This is a genomic window from Shewanella rhizosphaerae (genome assembly GCF_019457655.1).
In the GTDB taxonomy this organism is placed as follows: Bacteria; Pseudomonadota; Gammaproteobacteria; order Enterobacterales; family Shewanellaceae; genus Shewanella; species Shewanella loihica.
In genome coordinates this window covers 3,285,128-3,307,670 of record NZ_CP080420.1, presented here as the reverse complement: position 1 = coordinate 3,307,670, position 22,543 = coordinate 3,285,128, and the positions used below count along the sequence as shown (strand labels likewise).

The following is a 22,543-nucleotide window of genomic DNA, read 5'->3' as shown; positions in this document are numbered from 1 at the left end:
CAGCCTGAGCTGCCCTTTTTTAGTTTACGCCTCTGCCTTAGAAGATAAGGTGGGCGACGCCTGCGATCACCGGCAGGGTGACCAGGGTTCTTAGGATAAAGATGACAAACAGCTCTAGGATATTGACCGGGATCTTGCTGCCAATCAACAGGGCGCCCACTTCACTCATGTAGATCAGCTGGGTCACCGACATGGCGGCGATGATGAAGCGGGTCATGTCCGACTCGATGGAGCTGGCCAGGATCGACGGGATAAACATGTCGGCAAAGCCCACCACTATGGTCTTAGAAGCCTCGGCGGCTTCCGGCACCTGCAGCAGCTCAAGCAGCGGAATGAATGGCATGCCCAGATAGTTAAAGATAGGCGTGTATTCGGCGATCATCAGGGCGACGGTACCTATGGCCATCACCACAGGGATCACGCCGAAGATCATGTCGATCACGTTCTTCAGACCATCTTTCAGGGTATGACCCACGCTTTCGGCCTTGGCCGCCTTGGTCAACGCCTGCTCCAGGCCCCACGCGAAGACGCCCTTACCATGAGGGATAACCTCGTCGTCGGGATGACGCGGGGTCTCATCTATGTAGTGATCTTTCTTCCAAGAGAGCGGGGGCAGCTTAGGCACAACGATGGCCGCGACCACACCGGCCAGACAGACGGTCAAATAGAAGGGCACGAACAGGTGCTCGAGCTTAACCTGAGAGATCACCACCAGTGAGAAGGTGATAGAGACCGCGGAGAAGGTGGTACCGATCACCGCCGCTTCTCTCTGGGTGTAGAAACGGGATTCATATTGCTTACTGGTCATCAGAATGCCGACGCTGCCATCGCCAAGCCAGGAGGCCATACAGTCGATGGCGCTGCGTCCCGGCAGGTTGAACACCGGGCGCATCACCTTGGTCAGCAGGGTGCCGAACAGCTCCAGCAGGCCGAAGTTAAGCAGCAGTGGCAGCAACATGCCGGCAAAGATAAACACGCAAAATAGCACGGGCAGCAGGTCGTTGAGTACCAGTGCGCCGGTATTGCCCGAGTGAATCGCCTCTGGCCCAGTGCCGGTAAAAGTCAGTACGATGAAGATGGCACCCAGCACACGCACCAGGGCCCACATGGGGCTGACGTCGAGTAGGGCACGAAAGAAGGGATAGCGATTGAGTATCGCGGGTTTTGCCGCTTTGCAGATGAGAGTCGCGACAGCGGTGAGCACCACAATGGCGGTGACGATGGCGACAATGCTATCGCCCAATAGATTTTGCAGCCCCTTAGATACGATGGCGATGGGGATCGTGATGGCATCTTGATAGCTAATGGGGGTCATGAAGAGTAACAGTCCGATAATGGAAGGGACTAGAAACGTCAGCACGGTTTTAATGTTATGGGTTTGTTTTTCAGCCACTTTATTTAGCCTTTATTCTTTGCTTCCCAAGCGTGGGCAGCCATCTACTCAAAGATCCGTTAATCAATACACTCTGAATATCCATTCATGAGATAAGCGGGGAAGGTTACCCCCTAAGTCCAGTGATGTAAAACGATTATAATGCTTGGTGAACCGTTTCACCGCCGCAGCATAGTTATTAGCACTTTATGACTATTTATATTGTACCTAAATTGCCAAGGTCTAGGCTAGGTAAATATTGGTTAAACCCCTTTGAAAACAAGGTTGTGCATTTGTTGCCTGGGTGTTGCGTGGTGGCGCGCCGTTTAGTCTGAGAGATACCCCTTTAGTGGAGGTGAGCTATGATTCTCATGTATGATTTTTGTTGAGTTTTTATTCAGTCCGTGTCAGAAATATGCGCTAGACCTCTGCAAAAAATTCTGATTCCATATATGGTTAACCAATGAGTGTGTTAAACGATAAACGGCCTATGACTTCAAAAGAGCAGAAACTGTCTAAATTAGCATTTAGGTTTGGCTTGCTTGGACTCGTAGGACATCTTATCGGCTTGGTGGCGGCTAGCTTAGGATTCAGCGATTACAGCGGCCAAGGCTTTAGCTTCTACAACTTCTCCCTGAGTGAGCTGGGTCAGTATGGCCACTCAGAGCTGGCGGTGGTGTTTAACGGCGGACTCTTCTTCGGCAGTTTGAGCCTAGTGTTATTTGCCCTGTTTGCCCTGCAAAACAGCGACGGCCCCTGGGTGTTGACCAGCTTCTCAGTGTTGGTGGCATCGCTTCTGGCGCTGGCCTGTGTCGGCCTGTTTCCGGTTAACGTCTATCACCTGCATATCTTAGGCATAGAATATTTCTTCTATTTCGCGGCGATGAGCGTGGCGGCGTATCTTGTCTACCTGTTGAGTCGTAGAGACAGGCCCAAGCGCTTTGCCCTGCGCGGTAGTCTGTTGATCTCTGGTCTGACGCTGGGCTTGCTGCTGGCGTTTATCCTGATGGCCCATACCGACGATGGCGTGGTGGCGAGCGGAACCTGGTTTTACCATGATCTCGTGATGGTGGAGCCAAGACCCGAGTTTCGTTGCCCTGTGATCATGGAGTGGGCGGCGCTGTTCAGCTTCATGGGTTGGCTACTCTCGCTGGTGTGGACCCAGCGAGAGACGCGTCGACTCGGTTAACCTTTCCTTTTATCTAAACCGACGTTTTATCAGCTTTTTTAAAATTCCCTCATGAGTCCTGCTTTTTTCATCTAGTTATCGCCCGCCTAGCTTAGGGTCAGACCGGGCAGCTGATGCCAATAACCGTTACACTGCCTGTCGTGGCTGGCCGACTTGGCCGGTAACTCATCGGCCAAGGCGATGGATGCCAGGGACGAGGGTGAGATGCGGAAGTAGTCGACCCCCAGGGCCTGCATCTGAGTCTGCTGGTCACAGAGATCCATATAGTTGGCCGACTGTGTCTGTATGCCGTTGAGGCGCAGCAGCGGCTGGTCTTCCTGAGTCTGCACCAGTAAGCCCTCGGGATTTTCGATACAGATGGTCTGACACTTATCCTTGGTCAGCCCCTTGTGGCGGGCGGTGAAGCAGCGGGCCGAATGGGCCAGCGGCATGAAGCCATGACCAAACACCTCTACCTCTACCTGACGGGGGGCTAGATCCTCAAGCACCTGAGTGAGCCAGGCCTTGGACAGCTCCAGCGGCATCACGAAACGTTGCATGCCCCAACTGGCAAACTTCTTCAGGGTGGCGGCGTTATAGCTGTTGACGCTGGGCCCACAGACGAAGGGGATCCCATGCTCCTTGGCCAGATAGATGGCGCCGACATCGTTAGCCTCTATGGTGAACTCGCCGTTTTCCACCTGCTTCTTGAGTTCAAGATATTCCGACTGCGCCTCGATAAGCGTCAGGGTGGAGAGCACCACCTCCTTGCCTGCGGCCTTCAGCATGCGCGCCAACGCCATATAGTCGCTGAACTTAAGCTCGCGGCGACGACTGCAGACGGTCTCGCCCAGATAAACCAGGGGCACGCTGCTCTGTGCCACGGTCTCATAAAATTCGACCATCTTCTCTTTGGGCCAGCAATATTGAATCGGTCCTAATGAGGTTTTCATCTTGTTATCCTTTTGTCTTTATTGCTTTGCTGTTATTGCCAGGTGCGCTCATAGGCGCCCAGTGTGGTGACCTGTCCCTCTGAGACCTTGGCCAGGGCCTGATCCCACTGGGCCTGGGTGGTGTAGGCCGCAGGATCGCTTAGGTAGGTGTCGATCGCCTGACGCCAGACCCGGGTCACCTGCTCCACATAGGCCGGGCTGCGTTGACGCCCCTCTATCTTGAGGGAGACCACGCGCGCCTTGGCGAGTTCCGGCAGCAGGCTAAGGGTGTTGAGGCTGGTGGGAGATTCCAGCAGGTGCGAGGCCTCCCGGCTGTCGCTGGTGGTGTAGCGCCCCTTACAGACTACGGGATACCCCATCTGCTCATCCTTACCGGATTGGTCGATCAACACGTCGTTGAGCCGGGTTTGCTGGCTGTCGCCCACATCTTGCCAGCGTACATGTTTTGCCGGTGAACAGGAGCCGCCCGTGTTGGGGGACTGGCCCGTCACATAGGAGGAGAGGTGGCAGCGCCCCTCGGCCATGATGCACAGGCTACCGAAGGCGAACACCTCGAGATCCACTGGGGTCACCTTGGAGAGGTCTCTGACCTGTTTCATCGACAGCACCCGCGGCAGAACCACACGGTCGATGTTGAACTCCTGCTTATAGAGGCTAAGAGCCCCCAGGTTAGTGGCGCTGGCCTGCACCGACAGGTGCAGCGGCAGGTGAGGGTAACGGCTGTGGGCATAGTCCAGCAGGGAGAGGTCGGCCATGATCAGCGCATCGACCCCTGTGTCGGCGGCCAGATCGATCGCCTGGTACCAGCGTTGCTCTTCACCGGGTTTAGGGAAGGTATTGATGGTCAGAAAAATCTTCTTACCCGCCTGCTGGGTCAGCTTGGCCGCCTGGGCCAATTTTTCCGGCGTAAAGTTAAGCCCGGCGAAGGAGCGGGCGTTGGTATCGTTTTTCAACCCAAGGTAGACGGCGTCGGCACCGGCGTTTAAGGCGACCTTGAGGGAGGCGAGGTTACCCGCCGGACAAAGAAGTTCCATGTGCTGTTCTCCCTTAAAAAGTGTGAAGTGTAAAAGGGAATGGCTGAACAATTCTTGATGTAAAACAGGTTTGTGATCATAAAATCTGGTTAAAATTGATTTCCTTATCACTCTCGACAGCGGTTGTCGGGAACCTCACTAAACATTGATCGAAGTCACGATTTCGGTCCTCCAATTTGGTAGGAGAACGTCAGTCATGCAGCGAAGTGTGTTGGCAAACATGGCCAAACATCTATTGCAATATGGGCCTAAAGTCATAGCTAAACCATTAAACTTAGTGCCTTTTTCAATTAAGGCTCAGCTTATCGAGCGTATATTAAATCTGCTGATGGCGGCGCAGATTAAAGATGGCGAGCTGGACTTTTTGCAGGCTCGCTGGGTGAAGATTAGCGTGACCGATCTCGAGTTAAGCTTCGAGGTTAGCTTCGATGAGCGCCTCATCGTCCGTGAAGGCGGCGAGGCCGAGGTAAGCTTTAGCGGTTGTAGTCAGGCGCTGCTTCTGATCGCTGCCGGTAAGGAAGACCCAGATACCCTGTTTTTCCAGCGTCGTCTGGCGATTGAGGGAGATACAGAGTTGGGGCTCGAGGTGAAAAACCTGCTGCTCAGCATAGAGTTTGACACCATGCCTGTGTTTATGCGCCAGAGCATCACTCAGGCCGCCGCCATGCTCACCCAACTGCAGCGCCAAGCGAACATGCCATGGGCCTGAAATAGCCCATTGAGCTCACTCATGATGAGTCATCAAAAAGCGAAGCTAAGGCTTCGCTTTTTGTTTATTTGAAGACGGTTAACTCTTGTTGGTAGCTTAATCGATCGGCTTACCGGTGATCAGGTGATACTTGACCAGGAGTTCATCCAGGGACTCCACATGGGCGGGGTCCGGGTCGATACAGTCGATGGGGCAGACGGAGACGCAGGTAGGCTTGTCGTAGTGGCCGACGCATTCGGTGCACAGGTTAGGATCTATCTCATAGATCTCTTCCCCCATGGTGATCGCCTGGTTGGGACACTCAGGTTCACACATGTCACAGTTGATACAGCTGTCGTCGATCAGTAATGCCATCTAGTTGTAATACCTTATACTTGCCTTTTATAACAATCAGTTAAGTTTACTTGTGATTGTTATCGATAATCTTATTTCGCCCGTTTAAGGGCCTAGTCTTACGCCGATTTTCTGTCTCATTTACTGGAGACAATCGCTTAGCGCCTATTGTATCACAGGCTTTGGTTATCCGATGACAAAATAGCGTTGGCCAGGTGGGGGCTTTTTGCTGTCAGACTCAAGCACACACCTCTTCTCCCTAAGGACCAGAGCCTTGATGGGAGTGCCTCTCCTTGCTTGGAGTTATCCTAATGGAGATAAACTAGCGCTTTGGGTTGTGCAAGGCCTTGTTTCGGTAAATGCCTGGGGTGATGCCTATGACCTTCTTGAATTCGCGTATGAAATGAGCCTGGTCGTAAAAGCCGGCGTGATAGCCGATGTCGGTAAGAGACTTGTCGATGTCATGCCTGAGTAGCTCCTTGGCATAGGCGGTGCGCTGTAAAATGCTGTAATTTTTCGGCGTCATGCCTACATCTTGCAGGAATAGGCGCTCCAGTTGGCGCTGGCCGATATCTAGCTCGCCCAATAAGTGGCGCAGCTCGCCCTGGCCTCTCTGTCTGGTGATCCAGTTTAAGGCGTGCCTCATTCTTAACTCACTGGCCTCAAGCAGTGACTCCCTGGCTGCCAGATAGTGCAGTAGCCTGGTTTCCAGCAGGGCAATTTTTGCCTGCGCCGTTGGCAGCGCGGCCAGGCGTTCGGTCAACTCATCGCCGAGTAGCACAAGGGATAGATCCGCTGGCGTCAGGTTTTGCCCCAGCATCTCCGACAGGGGGGCATTTAGAAAGGCGCGCCCGCTGCCAGGCCAGAAGCGCACCCCTAAGGCATCGACCTTGCCCGACAGTTCCAGTTTGGTGCTTTGTCTCGTGGGCCCCGTCACCAGGCAATGGGCGCTATGTTGCATGCCATCTAAGTGAATCGGCGCACCGAAGTTGAAGATGATGCCACTACCGCCCTCAGGATGCATAAACTCTGTCGACAGCGACTCTGGTCCCGCAGCCCTAACAATGTGCCAGTAACACTGGATATAGGGCTGAAGCCCGACGCAGGGTAGAAATCGCTGAAAGCCAAGGTGTACCAAGGTTGGCATGTTAATCTGCTCCATTAACCTCTCAGTCCAGTTTATCTGTGCATGGATGCGGTAAAAGCGAGTCGTCTCCTTCGAATCTTAATGAAATGTCGAAATTTTACAATTCGCATTTCCCAGCTTTACATAAGATGCCCTTAGTCGCGTATCTGCCATGGCAGGTTGAACTTGTGCGCTCGCCAGGTTTGGCCCTTTGGCCAGCGGCCTTCATTAGTCATCATCGAATATGGGAACCCAGCATGAAACTCCTAGCAATTAAACCCTCCAAGTGGCTAACCGTCAGCCTGTCTGCATTGTTGCTATCCGCGGCGTTTTTGGGGCAGGCGTTGGCAGAAGATGATTTTGCCGCCGAGGGGGAGAGAAGGGCCAAGCTTGCCGGCAGCGAGCTGCTTGGTACGCCGGCGCCGCAGCGCCAGCTGACCACATTAGCCGGGGACAAGATTAATCTTGGCGAGCTGTATGGCAACAAGCCTGTGTACATCAAGTTTTGGGCGACCTGGTGCGTCCCTTGCCGCCAGCAGATGCCTGGATTTGAAAAGATCTATCAAGAATATGGCGACAAGCTGCAGGTGATTGCCGTAAATACTGGGATCAGTGACGACAGCAACTCAGTCGGCGCCTTTGTAAAGAAGGCTGGCCTCAAGATGCCGGTGACCATAGATGACGGCTCCCTGGCGCGGGCCTTCAAGTTACGGGTGACGCCGCAGCATTTCTTGATCGATAAGAATGGCCGCATCGCCTACGTTGGACATCAGGATGACGAGGCGTTTCATCAGGCATTGGAGCAGGCTATCGCGGGAAATCATTCCAATGGTCCTTTTGCTAATGCTCAGGCCGATAGCGGCTCAGCTGTTGTAGGAAGCCTGGCCGAGCAGGCGTCCGGCTACGAGCTGGGTGCAGAGGTGAGCCCTATGTCATTGAAGGCGCTCGATAACAATGACTACCTCTTGCCGTCGGCGGCGCGCCACGGCAAGGCAACCGGACTCGTGTTCTTCGCCCCTTGGTGTGAGTGGTACCTGGCAGAGTCCGAGCCTAAGACGGCCAAGTCTTGTCAGTTGGTGCGGGAGCGGGTCGAGCAGTTTGCTGCTGATGTCGCTGCCGATAATGCCACTGCAGACAACGCCGTCCAGTGGCTGCATCTCTCCAGCAACCTCTGGTCCACCCAGGCCGATTTGGTCGAGTATCAAAGCAACTATCACACTCGCTTGCCCATAGTCTTCGACGAGGATGGCAGCCTGTTTGAGCGATTCGGGGTTACCCAGCTGCCGACCATAGTTTTCATCGATGAGACGGGCAAAATCACCGAAAAGGTTAGCCTGAGAGCCCCCGACTTTGCCGAGCGCCTCGAGTCGCTGCTCGCCGACCTAGAACGCAAATAAATCACGCGTTTGGAGTATAGGTATATGTTTAAAAACAGATCCTTATGGGCGCAAGTTATCGCCGGCTTCTGGCTGATGTTGTGCTTGTTCATTCAGGCGCAGGTCTTGCCAGCACAGGCCACACCGACTCAGGCCAGTGACGAGGGTGGCCGAAAGATAACGGCATCCCTATTGCTGGAGTCCGGCGCGCCTGCGCCCGGCGCCGAAACTACGCTGGCAATCACTATGTCTCCCGCAGCTGGCTGGCACGGCTACTGGCTTAACCCAGGTGATGCCGGCTTCCCACTAAAGGTGCAATGGCTGCTGCCTGACGGGGTGACGGTTGGTGAGCTGCAATATCCTGCGCCCGAGCAGTTGCTGACCAGCGGTCTGATGAATTACATCTATCACGGCGACTACGCCCTGTTGGCACCGCTGCAAATAGACGAAGATCTACCGAACGGCAGCCTTATCACATTGACTGCGGATCTTCGTTATCTGGTGTGCAGTCCCAAGCTGTGTCTGCCGGAGCAGCAGCGCCTTCATGTGCAGTTCAGCGTAGGGAATGGCGGCGCGACTCAAGAGGATCGCGAGACCTTTGATGGCTGGCGCCAACAACTGCCAAGGCTGATAGTGGCCAGCGCCGAGTTTAGTATTCAAGATGGGCAATTTGTTTTGTCACTCCCTCTGCCTGAGTTTATCCAGCTGACTGACACTGTCCAGTTGATTGACATCGTCCATCTATACCCAGAGGTGAACGGGGTGATTTCAAACACGGCGCCGCAGAACTTTATCAGAAAGGGCGATCGCCTCTTGATGACGACTACGGCCGATGATGGCGATGACTATGGCTATGGCGAGGGAGATCTCAGTGACTTTTATGGGGTGATCACCCTAAATGAGTCGCTGGCCGTCAGATTCAGGGCCGTTCGGCAGCCGCAAGCTGCCTTGGTGTTTCCAACTTCGTCGGCCTTGACGGCTCAGGTCGCAGTGCCAACCCAAGAGGGCTATTCAATTGCCGCTATACCGCCAGAGGCGCCTGGCAATCCGCTGGTCACAGCTGCGGTGGCCGTATTTGGCGCCATGTTAGGCGGACTCTTGCTGAATCTGATGCCCTGTGTCTTTCCCATTCTCAGCTTGAAGGTGCTCAGCCTGACTAACTTGGGGGACGAGCGGACAGCCAAAACAGGCGCGTTGGCCTATACACTGGGAGCCGTGTTGGTGTGCGTCCTGCTGGGCGCGCTTATCTTGATGCTTAGGGCGTTTGGCCATCAGGTGGGCTGGGCGTTTCAGCTGCAGCGCCCGGAGATCATAGTGGTACTCATCCTGCTGATGATGGCCATAGGGCTCAATCTGGCCGGTTTGTTTGAGTTGGGTACTCTGAGCTCTGGAAGCAAGCTACAACAAAAGCCTGGGCCCGCGGGAGATTTTTGGACCGGCGTGCTGGCCGCCTTTGTAGCGACACCTTGCACCGGCCCCTTCATGGCGACGGCCTTAGGGGCAGCCATGGTACTGCCCACCAGTGTAGGCCTTATGGTGTTCGCCGGTTTGGGCTTGGGGATGGCCTTGCCTTTCTTGCTGGTGGGGTTCATTCCGGCGCTGCGTAAACGCATGCCAAGACCCGGCGCCTGGATGCTAACGGCGAAACGCTGCTTTGCCGTGCCCATGTTCTTAACGGCCTTGGGGCTGGTATGGGTATTGATGCAGCAAGCTGACAGAGGCTATCTGTTCATCGCCTTGCTGCTGTTGCTCTTGTTGAGCCTGGGATTATGGCTGATGGGATTGTTGCAACGCTCGGGTCGCCACCGCCCCTGGTGGCCACTGGTGCCGATCGTTATCCTTGTTGGCGGTACCCTGATGATTGCGGTGCCTGGAGGCAGCAATCATCTCGGGGCGAACTCGGCGGCGAGTACTGAGATGAAGGCTGGTGCTGAGGCAGATGCTGCGACTGAGTCTGTACGCCCTCTGGTGTTCGATGAGGCTAGCCTATCGGCCTTGGTCAAACAGCAGGATGTGTTTGTGTATTTCAGCGCCGACTGGTGTTTAACCTGTCAGGTCAATGAGAAGGTCGCCATCGAGCGCCAGGAGACCCAGGCTGCCTTCGCCCGTGCAAATACGGCTGTGATGCTAGGCGACTGGACCAAGGGGGATCCGGCGATCACCCGTTTCCTTGCAAAAAACCGGCGCTCAGGTGTGCCGCTGTATCTCTGGTACAGCAAGGGCAACCCAGCGCCGCAGGTGTTGCCACAACTATTAACCCCTTCGCTGCTGATAGAGAAAGCCAGCGCAGGAGGCTGATGTCACCAGAGCTGGCTTAGAAGCTATAGGTGACGGCAAAGCCCGCGAAGTTGAAGCGGGCGTCGTTATAATATTCGTCGGTGTCCGAGGTCTGCTCTAGCTGACCGTAGAAGAGTGAGGCCGCCCAGCGCTCGTTGATCTGGTAGGTGACATCGCCCCAGAAGGCGCTGGAGTCAAAATCGGAGAGACCGGTAATGCGATAGCCCAGGCTGGCTTTGACTGCCGGGGTAAAGCGATAACCCAGCTCCGCTGCGGCGGCCGGGACGATGAAGAAGTCGTTAAACTCTCCAAGGTTTCCGCCCTCCAGGTCATCGAGGCGGATCCATTGATCGATCAGGCTGATACCGGCGCCGACATTCACTATCCAGTCGCTCTTTGGCATCAGGTTAAACATATAGTCGGCGGAGAGGTTCCAGCTGCGATAGGCGGCTATGACTTCGCTACCGGCGGCGTAGCGCTTGCCGTTGAAGCCGATATCCTGGTTGAGCACGCTGGTATCTCTGGCCTCCATGGGGGTGAACCTGAAGGAGAGATATTGCTGCTTGCCCATCCCCCAATTGACCAGTGCCGAGGCGTAGGTGTTAGGTTCACTCTCTTTGCTGAAGCCGTTAAGGTCGAAGCCGGTTTCCTGCTTGTCGCGAATATAGTTAGTGTCGGTATCGAAGCCGCCGATCATCAGGGTGTAGCTGTTATTGAGCGGCTTGTCTTGCTGGCCCCAATCATGGCTTTTTTCGCGCTCGCTTCGAGGGCCCTTGTTACCCGCCAGCCCTGGGGTGTAGCTCAGCGCCAGGCCAATATGATCTTCCCCCAGGCTTGGGGCGATCACCAGATCTGTCTGGGCATAGGGGTCGGTAAAATAGAGGCTGGTCATCACGGCGATGGAGCCGCCGGCAAGCACATCGTCCATGTAGTGGCGGTTGGCCCAGATACGACTGCCGCCCACGAAGGCCGCCGCCGCATAAGCCGGAATGCCGTAGGCGTTACCGTATCTGTGATGAATAAAGGCCGCGCCGGAGAAGGCCGCCGAGGTGTGACCCGAGGGGAAGGAGTTGGACTCAGTGCCGTCGGGTCTCAGGCGCTCGACGCCAAACTTCAGGGTATGTGTAATGGCCGCCGTGGCCGCGACCCCCTTGGTGACCTGCCAGGCGCCTTCGGTATCGCCTATCCAGAGGGCGCCGATTAGGCCCGCGGCGGGCAGGGCGATCTGCACCACATCCCCCACTTCAGAAATCGTGCCGGACTGGCCTTCGAGGATCTCACTCTTGCCGTAGGCAGTCGGCGACGCCAGGCTAGCGGCCACTAGGGTAGGGAGTAGATATTTTACGGAAGTGCGGGGAGTCATCATTTTTATACCTTGTATTTCATCAAGATAGAGTTCTGTTTCAGTGTAACAGCTAATGGCAGGCTTGCTATAAACTTGTAGAAAAAATGTGAAGATGTAGCGAGTCTCAAGTATGGGACCTGGATGTGGAACTTAGGCGTGGGACTTGAATGTTGGAATCAGCCGTAGGACTTGGGTGTGGAGTGTGTGCGAGGCATGGTTATGTCTAGGGTTAGAGTCAGATATAGGGAGGCGTTCGCGGAGCAGACGCTTGCCGAGTCTGGCACTCGGCCATAGTCGTTCAGGGTAAGTCGCTCAAGGTAAGTCACTAAAGTTAAGTTACTTAAGTTAAGTCGATCAGGGTAAGTCACTTAAGTTAAGTCACTGAGGATAAGTCACTTAGGATAAGTCACTTGGTCAGAACTAGAGTAAGTCGTTGAGCTAGGTGTTGAGCTAGGTGTCGAGTTAGGCTTATTTTGTGGGGATAAAAAAACAGCCCGAGAGATTCGGGCTGTTTAGAGGCTGTGTTTAAGTCGCTCGAGGCGAATCTTAAGGGTGTGGCTGACGTGTGCTCTGCTCGCCCGTCAGGTTGCGCATCAGGATGGCTCGCTCGACCTCGACTTCGGCCGGTACCGGCAGATAGACGAAGTGACCCGAACCTAGCCCCGCCTCGACGCTCTCGCCCTTGCGGTTTTCCAGGTGTTCTATGGTCAGGTTGATGTTGCCCTGGGGCGTCATAAGCTCGACGCTGTCGCCGACGGAGAACTTGTTCTTCACGTCGATCTCGGCCATCCCCTTGGCGTTACGCTTGCCGGTAAACTCGCCGACAAACTGCTGGGTATCGCTGATGGAGTAGCCGTAGTCATAGTTCTGGTACTCGTCGTGTACGTGACGACGCAGGAAGCCCTCGGTGTAACCACGGTGCGCCAGCCCTTCGAGCTGGTACATGAGCGCCGGGTTAAACTCGCGACCGGCCGCGGCATCTTCTATCGCCTGGCGATAGAGCTGGGCGGTACGGGCCACATAGTAGAAGGACTTGGTACGGCCTTCGATTTTCAGCGAATCTACGCCCATCTTGGTCAGACGCTCGACGTGCTGGATGGCGCGTAGATCCTTGGAGTTCATGATATAGGTGCCATGCTCATCTTCGAAGGCCGGCATATATTCGCCCGGACGTCCCGCCTCTTGTAGCAAGACGATCTCGCTGCTCGGTGCGCCTTCGCCCAGGGTTGGGTTGTGCATCTGCACCTCAGGGTTAACCGCCACTATGTCGCCGGTCTCTGTCTGCACCGCCTCGTGGGCGTCGTACTTCCAGCGGCAGGCGTTGGTGCAGGTACCCTGGTTAGGGTCACGCTTGTTGATATAGCCAGAGAGCAGGCAACGGCCTGAATAAGCCATACACAGGGCGCCGTGTACGAAGACCTCGAGCTCTATGTCTGGGCAGCGTTGACGTATCTCTTCGATCTCATCCAGTGACAGCTCGCGAGAGAGGATCACACGCTTGATCCCTTGTTGCTGCCAGAACTTGACCGAGGCCCAGTTGATGGCATTGGCCTGAACAGACAGATGCACCGTCTGATCCGGGAAGGCCTCGCGCACCATCATGATAAGACCGGGGTCTGACATGATCAGTGCATCGGGCTGCATGGCCACCACTGGCTCCATATCCTTGATATAGGTCTTGAGCTTAGTGTTGTGGGGGGCGATGTTGCTCACCACATAGAGTTTCTTACCCAGGCTGTGGGCCTCTTGGATACCCGTCGCGAGGTTTTCCATCTTGAAATCGTTGTTTCTGACACGCAGGCTATATCTCGGTTGGCCAGCGTAAACCGCATCGGCGCCATATGCGAAGGCATAACGCATATTTTTTAGGGTCCCGGCAGGAGACAGCAGCTCAGGTTTAAACATCATTTCTCTCAATTAACAGGTATCGAACAAACTTGGGGCGGGCATTTTACTCAATGGGGCAAGGCTTATGCAAATTAGAAGTTGTTTATTTTATCGACAGCCGTCAATGACTGACGATAAAAGCGGGCAAACAGGAGAAATTTAAGCCAATTAATAACCTATAATCTTAAACTTAGCTAAAATTACACAAATTCTTAACTGGATGGACGATTTTTACCATCACGGTTAGCAAGAGTGCTGATATACTCTCTGGCAACATCAATATGGGCATAGTTTTTTTAAGGAGTTTGCATGTCTAGCGAGCATCAACTACTGGTTGGGTTACTGAAAAAGTTAAAGGCAGATGCTTTGGTCTTGCCGACTTTGCCCGAGGTAGCAATGCGCGTTCAGGAGGTGGTTTCCCGCCCCGACTCCAGCCCTAAGCAGGTGGCCGAAATAATCGGTCAGGATGCCGCCATCTCGGCCCGTATGATCAAGGTGGCCAACAGCGCCATGTATAGCCGCGGCATCAAGGCGGAAAACATCAACGCGGCGGTGACTCGCATCGGCCTGACGCAGATCAAGGCGATCGCCACCTCAGTGGCCATGGAGCAGCTGTTCATCTCCACCAACGAGATGGTCTGGGAGGTAATGGACGAGGTGTGGCGTGCCTCTATCGAGGTGACTTCGGCGGCCTGTGCCCTGCTACTCAAGTATTCCAAGACCCATAAGGGCTGTGGACTCAATTACGACACCCTGACCCTGGCGAGCCTGGTGCACAATATCGGCGCCTTGCCGGTACTGACCGAGGCCGAGGCCAATCCCCATCTGTTTACCAGCATAGAGCAACTTAGGGCGCTGGTGAGGAAGATGCAGGGGCCGTTAGGTCGCGCCGTGCTCAAGAGCTGGGACTTCTCGCCCGAGGTGACAGAGGTGGTCGAGCGCTGGGCGGATCTGCCTTATCTGCCAGAGCAGGTGACCTATCTGGATTTCGTGCGCGCGGCGGCCTTCTATACCGGCGAGCTGCGCGCCGGTCACGATCTGGAGGAGCGCCTGGACGTGTTCCTTCAGCGTGGCTTACCCGTGAGCCCAGAATATCTGGGATCGGATGAATTTCTCGACAACTACCATTCGATTAAATTAAGTTATGAATAGATAAGGCCTGGTCGGCAGAGTGTGCCGATCCGTCTTGTCGTTTCTTTATTTATCAAAATATTAGGGATTGTGTGACGGCAACTGAGCTGATTTGGTTAATAGTCTATCTGATAGCAATCGGCATCGCTGGTATCATCTACTGGTACTGGCATAGGCGCACTGAGCTTAAGTTTCTTAAGCGTCTGGTGACCCAGTTAAGTCAGCAACATAAGGTGCGCCAGCCCCTGAATATTGCCACCATTCCCTACCGTTTTATTCCCCTCTATGTGCAGCTGCAACACCTGCTGAAACAGCTACCGCCCCCCAAGGGTCGCGATAAGCTGACCGGACTGCTCAATCGCGTCGGTCTCAAGGCCAAGTTGACCCGCAAGATGCCTCTCACCCATGGGATGTTTGTGCTTATCGATATCCACCGCTTTCGCTATGTGAATGATCTCTTTGGCTTCTCCCTGGGGGATAAGCTGCTGCAGGCATTGGCGGAGCGCCTGGAGCGGCGCATCGGCGATAAGGACATGCTGGCGCGGATGAATGAAGATGAGTTTCTGATCTACTTTCATACCCCCATGAGCGAGGCGGAGCTTATGGTGTTTCAGCAGGGACTGGCGCAGCCCATCAGCATCAAGGGAACCGTGATCAATTTGCAGTTGCAACTTGGCTATCTTGAGCTGTCATTGCACCACGCCGATGTTAGCCAGATGCTGCGCCGACTGGATCTGGCATTGGTGCGGGCCAAGTCGGCCAGTAACTATATCGCCGCCTATCAGGAAGGGGACGATCGCAGTCAGCACAGGCAGTTGACCATAGTCAGCTGTTTCCCCAAGGCGCTGGAGCAAAACGAGCTCTATCTGGTGTTTCAGCCCAAATATAACCTTGCCACAGGCAACTGCACCCACGCCGAGGCCCTGATCCGCTGGGACAGCTCTGTGCTTGGGCCTGTCTCGCCGGGTGAGTTTATCCCGCTTTTAGAGTGCGCCGGGATGATCAGCCTGCTCAGCCAGTGGGTGATCGATCAGGTGTTGTTGCAGCAGGTGCGTTGGCAGGAGAGTGATATTCGCCTGCAGCTGGCGATCAACCTGGCGATTGACGATCTGAGCGAGAAGCAGCTGAGCGAGCGGATCATCACCCGCCTGAAGCAACATGGCCTCAGTGCTCAGGTGCTCTCTATCGAGATCACCGAGAGCCAGCTGATGACAGACATGGTGCGTACCGTGGCCGTGCTCAATCGCCTCAAGCGCGCCGGCGTCAAGGTGGCCATAGACGATTTTGGTACCGGCCACTCCTCGCTGGCCTACCTCAAACACCTGCCGGTGGACGAAGTTAAGATAGACAGGGCCTTCCTGACCGGGCTGGAGTCGGACCCGCGGGCGCAGCATATCGTTCGCAGCGCCGTCGACCTGGCCAAGGGGCTGGACTTTTCGGTGACCGTCGAGGGTGTCGAGCAGATGCCGGTATTTAAGCTTCTTCAGCAGATGGGGGTCGATAAGGTGCAGGGGGATATTTACGCCAAACCGATGCGGGCGCCAGAGCTTGAGATGCACTGGCGCAAGTTAAATCGGCCGCTCGTTTAGGATTTAAGAGCTAAAAGGCTTTATTACAGGCTGATGGCTTGGTCGAAGTGACGGCCGAGCTCCTCGATGAGGGGCGGCGTCATGGGGCAGAGCTGCCTCGCCTTGTTCATGCATACCATCTCGATATGGGCGGTCACCGCCGCCTTGGTGCCCTTGGGACGCCAGATCTCCTGCTGCCATACGGTGCGATACTTGCTCTCGAAATAGAAGCGGGTACGTACATCCACCACGTCGGCAAATTCAACCCCTTCATGGCAGAGCATGTCGCTGCGATAGACGGCAAAACCCAGGCCGTGCTGTTGCCAGAGGGTTGCCAGTCGCTCGGCGCCGATCACATGCTCACGGGCACGCTCGAAATATTTCAAGAAGTTAGGATGGTACACCACGCCGGAAAAGTCGGTATCTTCGTAGTAGATCTGCACCGGAAAATGAAAGGTAGGGCTGAACTTATCGTCTGGCTTCATCTGGAGTCTGGGCTAAATAAGAGAGGCGCCAGCATAGCATACTCTTGGTTTGCCGTGGCACGACTTGTTGGCGAGTGGTGTGTTAACGCGCTATTTGCTGGCGATCGCCTGTAGGCTGTTCATTATGCTCTGATAGCTGCCGTCTTGCTTGAGGGCCTTGAGGCCGAGATCTAGCTTGTCGGCAAACAGTTGGGCATTGGGACGCTGTTTGGAGAAGGCCACATAGAGGTCGCCGGTATGATTGTGCACGCTGCGGCTAATCACCTTGCCGACCCCCATCTGACCAAGATACTGATTGGCCACCTCGTCGTACATGATGGCGGCATCGATGCGGTTGAGCAGCAGCAGGTTGATCAGCTGATTGTGATTGTCCACCTCGACTAATCTGAGCTGTTTGAGCTGTGACAACTCATCGCCATATTCATAGCCCTTGATGATGCCGACAAGTAACCCCTGGGGCAGGTGCCATTTGTCCTCTGCCTGCAGCGGATGGGCATTGTTCTGGTAGAAGGAGGCTGAGGTGGTGAACAGGGGGATTTGGCCGAAGACAAACTCCTCCTGGGTCTTGCGCTCTTTGTGCAGATTAAAGACACCATCTACTATGCCTTGCTTGGTCATCACCACGCCACGGGCATAGGAGACCACCAGACTGTCGACATCGACATTGACCCGGGAAAACGCCTGTTTGACTAGACGATGGGAGAGCCCCTTACCATAGGGATCGGCAAAAGGCGCCCAGTTATCTTCGGCGGCTAGTTTGACCTTGAGCGGCGCCGACGGGCTGTCGGCCGAGGCTATATTCAGCTCTTGGGCGGTGGCGGACAGGCTAAAAAGCGCCAGCATGAGTGTCAGGCCAGAGATAAGGTGATTGATTTGCCGAGATAAGCTGGGGTGCAACATCAGATTCCTTGCAGCGGTCGCGTCCTTATGTTGCCCATGATAAGGGGTTTTCGAGGGAGATCAACTGCATTGCTGCGGCTGGCAGGGTGTTTTTTGTAGCATTCGAGCTACATCTGTGTGGAGCTTAGGCGATTTAGGCTGTCATTCGCCGCTGCCGCGGTGATTTGTGTGGCTGGGCAAGGGGTTAGCGGGATTGAGGGAGAGGCGTTCAAAATCATTAGCTTATTATGATTTAGTGGGTATTTTTTTCGGGGCTTCTGCTACACTCTGATTGATGTTATCAGATTGATAATAAAAAACTTAGCCTCGAGAAAATTTAAGCCTTGTATGAATCAAGATACATTATTTTCGCTCTCTCAAAATGCCGCGCTCTTGTTGATCATGGTATTTATCTACGATGCGGTGCCACGGCACCACCGTAGCGAGTATTTTCTGTTGTGGCGCCTCATCATGGGGGCGGTGATAGGTGGCGTGACCGTGCTGACCATGATGACCTCCTGGGAATATCAGCCCGGGGTCTTTATCGATACCCGCTCTGTGGTGTTGGCTATCAGTGGGCTCTTCTTCGGCGGCCTGCCTACCTTCGTCGCCGCTTCTGTTGCCTGTGCCTATCGCCTGTTCCAGGGGGGCGATGGCATGCTGGTCGGGGTGACAGTGATTCTGGTCTCCGCCCTGTTTGGTAGTCTGTGGCGCTACTATCGCAAGACCACCATCGCCGATCTCAGCTTTATCGAGTTGTATCTGTTTGGTTTCCTGCTGCATTTCTCGACCCTGTCGCTGCTGTTTATTCTGCCCTTTTCCATGTTTGTCGATCTCCTGGTGCAGATCGCTTTGCCTGTGATGTTGATTTTTCCCATAGTGACGGCCCTGCTGGGCATGTTGCTGGCCAGGCGGCTGGAGGTTGAGCGGGACGCCAAGATCCAGCTACAGGATGACTTTATTTTTCGCTCGCAATTTAACGTCGGCAACATGGGGATCGCCATCACCTCGGTCGATCAGCATTGGATCAAGGTCAATCCTCGCCTGTGTAAGATGCTCAAATATTCTGAGACGGAGCTGCTCAACCGCACCTGGACCGAGCTGACCTATTTCGAAGATCTTAAGGCGGATATGACCCAGTTCCAGCGCATGTTAAAGGGGGAGATAGATGCCTACGAGATGGACAAGCGCTTCGTTGCCAAGGATGGGGAGATCGTCTATACCCACCTGACGGTGGCCTGTCGCCGCAACCATAACATGGTGGATATGGTGATCGCCGGCCTTATCGATATCACAGAGCATAAGCGGGCGGATATGGCGATGCGCACCAGTCAGGAGAGGTTGGCCTTGGTGCTGGAGAGCAGCGATCTTGGCATGTGGGACTGGGATATCAAGAGTAACGAGACCAAGCGTAATCCCTGGTGTGCCAAGGTGCTGGGCTGCGACCTCGAGAAGCTCAATCGCGACAGCCGTATCTGGATCGACGCCATCCATCCCCAGGACAGGATGGCGGTGCTGAACTCCATCGACCGTCACCTTAAGGGGGAGACTCAGAAACATTACATCGAATACCGGCTGATTAGCCTCAGCGGCGAAGAGCACTGGATCTTGGACACCGGTAAGGTGGTGAGCCGCGACCGTAATGGCCTGCCGACCCGCATGTGCGGTGTGCACTCGGACATTACCGAGCAGAAGAAGGTGCAGGAGTCGCTGGAGCTGGCGGCCTCTGTGTATAACAACTCCAGCGAAGCCATGAGCGTACAGGATCACAAGGGGCGGATCATCACCATCAATGCCGCCTTTACCGCGATTACGGGGTACAGCCAGGAGGAGGCGCTGACGCACAACATCCGTATATTGCAGAGTTCCCGCACCCCGAGAAGCCAATACGATGAGATGAACAACGCCATTCGCGATACCGGCTATTGGCAGGGGGAGCTGTGGATCAAGAACAAGAGTGGCGAGGAGTATATGGTCTGGTTGACCATCAATACCATCTTCGACCAGCACGGCCAGGTGTATCGCAGGGTGGCGCTCTTCTCCGACATCACCGAGAAGAAAGAGGCAGAGCATATCATCTGGAAACAGGCCAACTATGACCCCCTGACCGGCTTGCCCAATCGCCGCATGTTGCTGGAGTACCTCAATACCGAGATATTGCGTATCGATCGTAATCATAGCCACTTTGCCCTGATGTTCCTGGATCTGGACTTCTTCAAGGAGGTCAACGATACCCTGGGCCATGATATGGGAGATCTCTTGTTGCAGGAGACCGCCAAGCGGCTCAAGGGCTGCATCCGTGAGTCGGATGTGGTGGCGCGCCTGGGGGGCGATGAATTTACCGTGGTGCTCTCGGGGATCGACTCCCCCAGCGGCGTCGAGCGGGTGGCCCAGAGCATACTAGAGCGCATCGCCGAACCCTACAGCCTGGGGGATGAGACCGCCTACATCAGCGCCAGTATCGGTATCACCATCTATCCCGACGATGCCACCAGTATCGAGGGGCTGCTGAAGCATGCTGATCAGGCGATGTACGCCGCCAAGGAGCAGGGGCGCAACCGTTTCCATTACTTTACCCCCTCGATGCAGGAGTATGCCCGCTATCGTATGGCGCTGATCAAAGACCTGCGAAACGCCATCAATCGCAAGGAGTTCGAGCTCTTCTACCAGCCTATCGTCGACATGAACAAACAGGGGGTCTACAAGGCGGAGGCGCTGATCCGCTGGGTGCATCCCCAACGGGGGCTGGTCTCGCCGGGTGAGTTTATTCCTGTGGCGGAAGAGACTGGGCTTATCAACGAGATAGGCAACTGGGTATTTGAGAAGGCCGCCCAACAGAGTGCCCGCTGGCGGACTCAGCATGGCGTCGAGATCCAGATCAGCATCAACAAGTCGCCGATTCAGTTCAGGGACGAGGGCGATACCTTCAGCGACTGGCTGGCGCTGCTGCGTCACTTGGAGCTATCCAGCAACGCCATCTGCGTCGAGATCACCGAAGGCCTGCTGCTGGACGCCTCCATGGGAGTGACCGACAAGCTGCTGGCCTATCGTGACGCCGGTATTCAGGTGTCTCTGGATGATTTCGGCACCGGCTATTCGTCGCTGGCCTATCTGAAGAAGTTCGACATAGATTATCTCAAGATCGATCAGTCCTTTACCCGTAACCTGGAATCCGACAGCGACGGCGTGGCCCTGTGTGAGGCGATCATAGTGATGGCCCATAAGCTGGGGATCAAGGTGATCGCAGAAGGGGTGGAGACCCAGTTCCAGCACGATATCCTGGCTAGCGCGGGATGTGATTTTGCCCAGGGCTATCTCTACTCCAAGCCTGTCTCCCTGCCGGAGTTTGAGCGCCTCTATGTTAACCCCGAGGCGCGCTAGCCTGTGCAGTGAAGATAGCATTACCTTTATGGGGCGCTTTTTGCTAGACTCCGCGCTCACTTTTTGTCAGCTCGCAGGTTGCCCATGAATTTCGATGCCCTCCCGTTAGACCCCTTACTGGCCCAGGCGGCTAAGGCCTGCGGCTATGAGAGCCTAACTCAGGTTCAGGCCAAGGTGATCCCCACGGCCCTAGCCGGGCGGGATCTGATGGCCTGTGCCCAGACAGGAACCGGTAAGACGGCGGCCTTTAGCTTTGTGTTGTTGCAGCGCCTGCTCAATCAGCCAAGAGAGAATGGGCAACTCAGCGCCCTGATCCTGACTCCAACGAGAGAGCTGGCGATCCAGGTGGCAGACAGCATCAGTCGCTACAGCCAGTTCACCGAGCTGACCACTCTGGCCGTCTATGGCGGTGCCAACATCAACCCCCAACGCAAGGCCTTGGCGAGAGGGATCGATATTCTGGTGGCCACGCCGGGGAGGCTATTCGATCTCTTAGGCCAACATGATTTGAGCCTGGAGACGGTTGATCAGCTCATTGTCGATGAGGCGGATCGCATGCTCGACATGGGGTTCGTGAGAGATATCGAGCGCACCAAGCGGCTCTTGTGCCCGTCTCACTCGACCATGTTGTTCTCGGCCACCTTCACCCCAGAGGTGAAGGCATTGGCCACTAAGATGCTGGATACCCCTGAGTGGATCAATGTGACCAGCGCTAGTAGCGGTCCGCAGATCGAGCAGAAGATCTATCCCCTAGATGCAAGGCGTAAAGCGGAGCTGCTGGCCGAGCTTATCGGCCGCAACAACTGGCAACAGGTGCTGGTGTTCGTCAACACCAAGGAGAGCGCCGAGCGCCTGCACCGCGAGTTAAAGCTCGATGGCATCAAGAATGCGGTGTTTCACGGGGATAAGACCCAGGGCGCGCGCAACCGGGCGCTGGAGCAGTTTAAGGCCGGCGAGCTGAGGGTGCTGGTGGCGACCGACGTGGCCGCCCGCGGCCTGGATATTACAGCGCTGCCCTTAGTGATCAACCTAGAGTTGCCCGATGAGCCTCAGGACTATGTGCACCGTATCGGTCGTACCGGCCGCGCCGGTCTTAGCGGTGTCAGCATCTCCTTCGTCGCCAAGCAGGATGAAACGGCACTTGGCGCGATCGAGGCTCTTATCGGCAAGACCTTGCCACGTGAGGTGCAGCCCGGATATGAGCTGGGGGCACCACTACCGGCCAGGTATCGCGAGCTCGACATCAGAGTGACCTCTAAGGCGGCTCAGCCTAAGCGGGGCAAGGGGCAGAAGTTTGGCGACCAGGATAACAGAAGAGGCCAGAGTCGCACTAAGGCGCCCCAGCGCAAGGCTAGTAGCGACAAGGCTAGTAGCGATAAGGCTGGTAGTGGTAAGGCGAGACGCCCATCGAGTGATAAGGGCTTCAGGGGAAAGCGCTAGCAGGTTAAGCGAGGGCTGCTGAAAAGGATTGCAATCTCAGGTCCGCCCTCTACACTGGGGGGCGATTTTTCAGTGCGGA

At 55.3% G+C, this 22,543-nt stretch carries 17 protein-coding genes; 8 read left to right on the top strand and 9 right to left on the bottom strand.

What is annotated here, in order from left to right:
- Positions 1 to 37: 37 nt before the first annotated feature.
- The gene (locus K0I63_RS14435) at positions 38 to 1,393 is read right to left on the bottom strand and encodes a YjiH family protein (protein WP_220043051.1); all 1,356 of its coding nucleotides are present in this window, start codon (positions 1,391 to 1,393) and stop codon (positions 38 to 40) included.
- 517 nt (positions 1,394 to 1,910) lie between these two features.
- On the opposite strand from K0I63_RS14435, the gene K0I63_RS14430 reads away from it, so the two are divergent.
- Positions 1,911 to 2,561, top strand: a complete 651-nt coding sequence (locus K0I63_RS14430; RefSeq protein WP_258406883.1) for a hypothetical protein — start codon at positions 1,911 to 1,913, stop codon at positions 2,559 to 2,561.
- A gap of 86 nt (positions 2,562 to 2,647) precedes the next feature.
- Here the strand turns inward: K0I63_RS14430 and K0I63_RS14425 are convergent, their stop codons facing one another.
- Complete coding sequence (locus K0I63_RS14425) at positions 2,648 to 3,493, bottom strand: U32 family peptidase (protein ID WP_220081483.1); 846 nt, start codon at positions 3,491 to 3,493, stop codon at positions 2,648 to 2,650.
- 32 nt (positions 3,494 to 3,525) lie between these two features.
- Positions 3,526 to 4,527 (bottom strand): ubiquinone anaerobic biosynthesis protein UbiU, encoded by a 1,002-nt coding sequence (gene ubiU, locus K0I63_RS14420; RefSeq protein ID WP_220081482.1) that lies wholly within the window; start codon positions 4,525 to 4,527, stop codon positions 3,526 to 3,528.
- Positions 4,528 to 4,723: 196 nt separating this feature from the next.
- Between ubiU and ubiT the strand changes: the two genes are divergently transcribed.
- Complete coding sequence (gene ubiT / locus K0I63_RS14415) at positions 4,724 to 5,236, top strand: ubiquinone anaerobic biosynthesis accessory factor UbiT (RefSeq protein WP_011866583.1); 513 nt, start codon at positions 4,724 to 4,726, stop codon at positions 5,234 to 5,236.
- A 96-nt stretch (positions 5,237 to 5,332) separates the two neighbouring features.
- On the opposite strand, the gene K0I63_RS14410 is transcribed toward ubiT, so the two are convergent.
- Both K0I63_RS14410 and K0I63_RS14405 read right to left on the bottom strand, forming a co-directional pair.
- Entirely contained in the window at positions 5,333 to 5,590 is a 258-nt protein-coding gene (locus K0I63_RS14410) for a YfhL family 4Fe-4S dicluster ferredoxin (protein ID WP_220081481.1), read from the bottom strand.
- A 301-nt stretch (positions 5,591 to 5,891) separates the two neighbouring features.
- On the bottom strand, positions 5,892 to 6,731 hold the full coding sequence (locus tag K0I63_RS14405) for an AraC family transcriptional regulator (RefSeq protein ID WP_220081480.1): 840 nt from the start codon (positions 6,729 to 6,731) through the stop codon (positions 5,892 to 5,894).
- Between the two features lie 221 nt (positions 6,732 to 6,952).
- On the opposite strand from K0I63_RS14405, the gene K0I63_RS14400 reads away from it, so the two are divergent.
- The gene (locus tag K0I63_RS14400) at positions 6,953 to 8,092 is read left to right on the top strand and encodes a TlpA family protein disulfide reductase (protein WP_220081479.1); all 1,140 of its coding nucleotides are present in this window, start codon (positions 6,953 to 6,955) and stop codon (positions 8,090 to 8,092) included.
- A gap of 24 nt (positions 8,093 to 8,116) precedes the next feature.
- Entirely contained in the window at positions 8,117 to 10,369 is a 2,253-nt protein-coding gene (locus K0I63_RS14395) for a protein-disulfide reductase DsbD family protein (RefSeq protein WP_258406882.1), read from the top strand.
- Positions 10,370 to 10,385: 16 nt separating this feature from the next.
- Here K0I63_RS14395 and K0I63_RS14390 read toward each other — a convergent pair whose 3' ends face one another.
- Together K0I63_RS14390 and trhP are read right to left on the bottom strand one after the other, a co-directional pair.
- Positions 10,386 to 11,714, bottom strand: coding sequence for a phosphatase PAP2 family protein (locus tag K0I63_RS14390; protein WP_220081478.1), 1,329 nt, complete (start codon positions 11,712 to 11,714; stop codon positions 10,386 to 10,388).
- Positions 11,715 to 12,239: 525 nt separating this feature from the next.
- Positions 12,240 to 13,598 carry a prephenate-dependent tRNA uridine(34) hydroxylase TrhP gene (gene trhP / locus K0I63_RS14385; RefSeq protein WP_144203825.1) on the bottom strand — a complete coding sequence of 453 codons (1,359 nt, stop codon included), beginning with the start codon at positions 13,596 to 13,598 and terminating at the stop codon, positions 12,240 to 12,242.
- A 291-nt stretch (positions 13,599 to 13,889) separates the two neighbouring features.
- On the opposite strand from trhP, the gene K0I63_RS14380 reads away from it, so the two are divergent.
- Both K0I63_RS14380 and K0I63_RS14375 read left to right on the top strand, forming a co-directional pair.
- A complete protein-coding gene (locus K0I63_RS14380) occupies positions 13,890 to 14,732 on the top strand; it encodes an HDOD domain-containing protein (protein ID WP_011866579.1) in 843 nt (280 codons plus the stop codon).
- A gap of 71 nt (positions 14,733 to 14,803) precedes the next feature.
- Complete coding sequence (locus K0I63_RS14375; RefSeq protein WP_220081477.1) at positions 14,804 to 16,300, top strand: putative bifunctional diguanylate cyclase/phosphodiesterase; 1,497 nt, start codon at positions 14,804 to 14,806, stop codon at positions 16,298 to 16,300.
- A 23-nt stretch (positions 16,301 to 16,323) separates the two neighbouring features.
- Here the strand turns inward: K0I63_RS14375 and K0I63_RS14370 are convergent, their stop codons facing one another.
- Positions 16,324 to 16,764 carry a thioesterase family protein gene (locus K0I63_RS14370; protein ID WP_220081476.1) on the bottom strand — a complete coding sequence of 147 codons (441 nt, stop codon included), beginning with the start codon at positions 16,762 to 16,764 and terminating at the stop codon, positions 16,324 to 16,326.
- Positions 16,765 to 16,854: 90 nt separating this feature from the next.
- Positions 16,855 to 17,664, bottom strand: coding sequence for a substrate-binding periplasmic protein (locus K0I63_RS14365; protein WP_220081475.1), 810 nt, complete (start codon positions 17,662 to 17,664; stop codon positions 16,855 to 16,857).
- 327 nt (positions 17,665 to 17,991) lie between these two features.
- On the opposite strand from K0I63_RS14365, the gene K0I63_RS14360 reads away from it, so the two are divergent.
- Both K0I63_RS14360 and K0I63_RS14355 read left to right on the top strand, forming a co-directional pair.
- Entirely contained in the window at positions 17,992 to 21,024 is a 3,033-nt protein-coding gene (locus K0I63_RS14360; RefSeq protein ID WP_220081474.1) for an EAL domain-containing protein, read from the top strand.
- 84 nt (positions 21,025 to 21,108) lie between these two features.
- Positions 21,109 to 22,464 carry a DEAD/DEAH box helicase gene (locus tag K0I63_RS14355; protein ID WP_220081473.1) on the top strand — a complete coding sequence of 452 codons (1,356 nt, stop codon included), beginning with the start codon at positions 21,109 to 21,111 and terminating at the stop codon, positions 22,462 to 22,464.
- Positions 22,465 to 22,543: the final 79 nt, after the last annotated feature.